At 43.8% G+C, this 2,328-nt stretch carries 2 protein-coding genes; both read right to left on the bottom strand.

Features of this window, described 5'->3' with window-relative positions:
- Positions 1-651 precede the first annotated feature (651 nt).
- The gene (locus VIN08_RS03530) at positions 652-1,830 is read right to left on the bottom strand and encodes a PepSY-associated TM helix domain-containing protein (RefSeq protein ID WP_331960314.1); all 1,179 of its coding nucleotides are present in this window, start codon (positions 1,828-1,830) and stop codon (positions 652-654) included.
- A gap of 12 nt (positions 1,831-1,842) precedes the next feature.
- Positions 1,843-2,328 (bottom strand): TonB-dependent siderophore receptor (locus VIN08_RS03525; RefSeq protein WP_331960311.1); only part of this gene is annotated, 486 nt, incomplete at its 5' end.

Genomic DNA, 2,328 nt, shown 5'->3' with positions numbered 1-2,328 from the left:
TTTATCGGCAGTGATAAAAGTCTGGTAGGTTTGTTTATGGGTTGCAGATGTATACTGTGGCTCTTCCTGGCAACTCAGGATTAGCATACCGGTAAACAGTATAGCAAGTCGGACGGTTTTGTAGAATGCTTTCATAGTCAGATGAAGGGTGGTTACTAAAAGCTGTTCCGGCCGGGAACGGTAGTAAGATTAGGAACGAGAAGGGCTGTAAGCAATGTAGGTATAACCTGCTCCGCGAACCATCGCTATATATAGGTATATAGATGTGCTATAAGGTGCTTGCCCGTAATACAGTATGCGGGAGTATGTTTGATTAAAGTATAAATTGCCGGAAGCTGGCTGGTATACCGGACGGAGAAATCAGCCGGTTGTCGAAATCAGAAATTGAAAATATACCGGATAAGTCCGGTGTGTTTTGAATCAATAACCTACAGGAAGAATTATTTCGGGGTATAGAAAATCACAGTATATATGTCGCAGAAGCACATCTCTTTTGGTAAGACGTGTTTTAGCAACTTTCCTCTTACCCCACATAGGTGTTGAGAATATATAGGCATCCATTAACAGATAACAAATAACAGGAAATGAATATCGAACAAGGAACATCGATCAACGAATGTTGAAGTTGGGAGGACTTTAGTGGCACCTACATTACGCTGCTTTAACAACCACCCTATTACGAACACCGGCAGATTTTGGAATAGCCTTCTTCTTTTTCCGACCAAGCCATATAATAACACCCGTCACCGGGAGGGATGCGCAGATCAAACTCGCTATCAACGCGAGCACTTGGCTTGGCCAGCCATATATTTTACCAGTATGTATATCGTAATTGGAATTGCGCCATTGTAATGCCATTGGCTTGGCGCTGTGTGCTATTGCTTGTTGAACAGTTCCATCAGCACTATTATAGAAGATATAGTCACTGTCCGTCCAGGCAGAGGCACCTTTGTATTGTATAAATACCTGCACGCGGTTGTTCTTTTTAGAAGGGAACGTAAACGTCATGCGATTGAAATGATCGTAACGTTTTCGCGAATCCTGCCATGCGCGGGTAACACCTTCTGCCGAAGGTATATTTACTGAATCACGTTCGGTCAGAAAGGCAAGTTCTTTTTTGGAAGAACCCATCATCGAAACTATACCATGCTCCCACCACTCGAACGACCATGCTAATCCTGTTGTAGCTATAAGCAGTGCTACCAGGAAGATATAGAATCCTAAAACGCTGTGAAGATCATAGTTCACACGTCTCCAGCGCGCTTTCCATTTTATCGTAACGCGTTGCTTCCATGCTGCCACTCGTTGTGGCCACCACAGAATTATACCACTGATGAGTATGAATACAAAGATGAGTACAGCCGATCCTACGATCATATTACCAATGCCTCTGCGCAGCAACAAGTTCTGATGAATACGCCTAACGGTATAAAAGAATTCTGTTTCTTTATTTACTACCGCCTGTACTTTGCCGGTATATGGATTGACAAATACCTGGTAGTAATATTTGATCTCATCCTTATCCCATAAACTTTTGCTTTTGGCATCGCGCTCAAGCGCAGAGAAACAATAAGCACGGTTTGCATCTTCATACATAAAAACAAAATTGATCGTCTTGTCTTTACCGATGCTCTCCTGTGCTGCCGCTTTCAATACATTAATATCCAACGGCTGCTTACCGGGAGTAACGTATACGGCTTCCTTATGAAATACCCGGAATAATTCTTCTTCAAAAACAAACGTAGCCCCGGTGATGCTCACAACAAAAACAATGAGCCCGCTGATGATACCGAGCCACCGGTGAAGAAAAAGAAGAATTATCCGGATCATATATATACTTACCTAAAATGTATAGCCCAGGGTTACGAGGAAGTTTCTAGGTTTACCGGGAAACAGACGCACATAGTCGTACCCTCCTACCCAATAGGTTTTATCAAATATATTGTTCATGTTAAACTGAACGCGCACTTTATTTATAGTATAGTAAAGGGCGGCATCCACCAAAGTATAGCTTGGAATAGTCTGGTTGGCATTCAAACTCAGAATGCGTTTGTCCACAAAGTTAGAACCTACTCCAAAGCCAAGACCCGCCAGCTCTCCATGTGGAATGGAGTAACGTGTCCATATACTTCCCACATGCTTCGGAGCATTCGGTTTCTGGCGATCGATCTCCTCCGGCACCGGGCTGTCGGTTATAACGGCACGGTTATACGCATACGTGGTAATGATACTCCAATGCGGCAACAGATGCCCAACTACATCGAGCTCTACTCCCTGCGAACTTTCTTTACCCACCTGGCGCATCAGGTCCGGATTACCCGGATCGTT

The organism is Ohtaekwangia sp. (assembly GCF_036568665.1).
Taxonomy (GTDB): Bacteria; Bacteroidota; Bacteroidia; order Cytophagales; family Cyclobacteriaceae; genus Ohtaekwangia.
Note: the sequence above shows the minus strand (reverse complement) of the source record. Positions and strands in the feature narration are given on the sequence as shown.

Coding starts and splice junctions, on each gene's coding strand:
- VIN08_RS03530 (WP_331960314.1), bottom strand. CDS start 1,830: ATGATCCGGATAATTCTTCTTTTTCTTCACCGGTGGCTCGGTATCATC.